The sequence below is a fragment of the Nitrospirota bacterium genome (assembly GCA_040756155.1).
Classification (GTDB): Bacteria; Nitrospirota; Thermodesulfovibrionia; order JACRGW01; family JBFLZU01; genus JBFLZU01.
In genome coordinates this window covers 22,839-25,320 of the sequence record JBFLZU010000033.1, presented here as the reverse complement: position 1 = coordinate 25,320, position 2,482 = coordinate 22,839, and the positions used below count along the sequence as shown (strand labels likewise).

Here is a 2,482-nt window from a genome sequence, read left to right as displayed (position 1 = left end):
TTTATTGCTTCCATTGTAATCATGAGTTCGTTGACTGACTGGTATAGTACAAAAAGGATATTTCTTTTATCTTGTATCATGACGGCAGTTTCAAGCATACTCTTTGCTCTTTTTGCGCGTGATTATTTGTCAGCAATTATCTTTAGATTCCTGATAGGATTCTCGATTGGAGGCACCTATCCTCCTGGATTAAAACTTATTGCAGAGCAGCTCCCTGACGAATTAAAGGGACGATCTATGGGCATATTCATTGCTGCTGGCTCCATAAGTCATGCGATTTCCTTATCTTTGACAGGGTTTATATCTTATTATTCAGATGTATACACAGCCTTCTTTGTGGTTGCTTTATTCCCCGTTATTGGTGTTCTTTTAGGCTTAATAGCCCTCCGAAAAATTAAAGAGATAGTTTCGAAACGTTCACCAGGGGAATTTAAAAAAGAAGTGCTAAAAAATAAGCCTGCTATGTTGATGATCACAGGTTATAGTGCCCATGTATGGGAGCTTGAGGGAATGAGGGCATGGACACCTGCCTTTCTCACTGCCTGTATTGTTTATGCTGGTTGGGAACTCGACAGTGCTGTTAAGTTAAGTAGTAACATCTCATCGCTCTTTTTCATTATAGGTGTATTCTCTGCCATTATTGGAGGTTATCTTTCTGATATAATTGGCAGGACAAAGGTCATCCTTATTATGAGTATCATAAGCATTATAAGTTCATTTATTTTTGGCTGGTTGCTTGATACATATCTATGGTTGGTAATATTGGTTGGCTTTGTTTATGGTTTTTCGATAATCGCCGACTCACCTGCCTACTCTACAGGACTGGCAGAACTGGTTGCTCCATCACATCTCGGGACAACACTGGCATTTAGATCTTTTTTAGGTTTTGGTGCAGGGGCTCTTGTTCCTACGGCGTTTGGATACATACTTGATTTGAGCAATGAAGGTTACTCAAAAGCTAATGTAGCATATCTGACAAACTGGGGATGGGCATATACAATCCTGGGAATAGGGGCGATAGTTGGTCCGATAGTTATTCTTACACTCAGGGCTATGCCAGACAGTCGCAGGATGGCGAAGGGGAAAAGATAATCTATTGTGAGGCCGTGAAAAGATGTCGAAGAGTTTTTACTAACTCTCTTCTTGCCTCACCTATTGTAAGTGGAATCTTATCAAAAGGTATTCCATCTTCGTGTTTTAACCTGTGAATTAGTTCTGCTATCTGTGGAAGCCTGAGTTTTACATCCTCCATCTCCTCTGGTGCTGTGAATACTTCTTCAGGACTTCCACCACGAACTATCATGCCTTTACTTAAGATATAAAGTCTGTCAAGGAATAATGGGACAAGGTCAACACTGTGCGTTGCCATGACAATGGTCACACCATTTTCTTTGTGCATCTTCTTTAAAAGACTCATCATTTTATACTCACCCATGGGATCGATCCCTGCTGTTGGTTCATCAAGTAATAATATTTCATGCCCCATAGCAAGAAGCCCTGCAATACATGCCCTCTTCTTCTGTCCAAAACTCAGATTATGTATGGATTTATTTTCAAGCCCATTAAGCTCGACAACTCTCAAAGCATTTAACACCTGTCTCTCGACTTCTATTTTGTCAAAATCCATATTTAAAGGACCAAAAGCCACATCCTCAAATAATGTGGGAGCAAACAGCTGGTCATCAGGGTTTTGGAAGACAAGACCAATCTTTCTGTAAATCTCTTTCGGCGACAATCTCTTGATGTCTGTTCCATCAAGGTATACATTGCCTTTGAAATCCTTCATTAGCCCATCCATTACTTTGAAGAGTGTAGTCTTTCCTGAACCATTTGATCCTAGTATGCCGATGAATTCACCCTTTTTGACTTCCATGTTGATGTTGGAGAGGGCAGCTGTCCCATCAGGATATTTATAATAAATACTTTGCACGGAAATCCTTACATTATTTTCTATGTCTTTGCTCTGTGCTCTTTGCTCTCTGCCTTGTTTTCTCCCTAAATCTTCCATACAACCCCCATCGCTATTATAAATAAAACCGAGACGATGATTTCAGATAGTGCAAAGGGCCTTTGTTTTAACATTGGCATATTACCATCATATCCTCTTTGAATCATTGCTACTGTTGTGTTCTGGCTATGTTCAAATGCCTTAAGTATGAGAGAGCCTGTTAAGATGCCAAATGAGCTTAATCCACGCCTTATGCTTGAGTAACCGAGACGATTCCTCTGGGCGTTATAAATGACCATTGCGTCTTCGAGAAGCACAAAGATATATCTATAGGCGAACATCAATATTTCTATAAATTGCTTTGGAGTCCGTAACCATGAAAGACTTGCTATAAATTCTGTAAAGGGTGTGGAGAATCCAAGAACAGCAACTATGGAGACTGCACCGATTATCCTGCTTGCAATCAGCAAGCCCTCCATAAGTCCATCTCTATATCCTGCGATCTTTATGCCAAACAGATTAAATGAGAATATT

The 2,482-nt window shown here is 40.1% G+C and carries 3 protein-coding genes; 1 reads left to right on the top strand and 2 read right to left on the bottom strand.

What is annotated here, in order from left to right; genetic code table 11:
- A partial coding sequence (locus tag AB1488_03050; protein ID MEW6409076.1) for an MFS transporter occupies positions 1-1,092 on the top strand: 1,092 nt, incomplete at its 5' end.
- Position 1,093: 1 nt separating this feature from the next.
- On the opposite strand, the gene AB1488_03045 is transcribed toward AB1488_03050, so the two are convergent.
- The gene (locus tag AB1488_03045) at positions 1,094-2,008 is read right to left on the bottom strand and encodes an ATP-binding cassette domain-containing protein (GenBank protein MEW6409075.1); all 915 of its coding nucleotides are present in this window, start codon (positions 2,006-2,008) and stop codon (positions 1,094-1,096) included.
- Positions 1,996-2,482 (bottom strand): cobalt ECF transporter T component CbiQ (cbiQ, locus tag AB1488_03040; protein MEW6409074.1); only part of this gene is annotated, 487 nt, incomplete at its 5' end. The genes AB1488_03045 and cbiQ, both read right to left, overlap by 13 nt.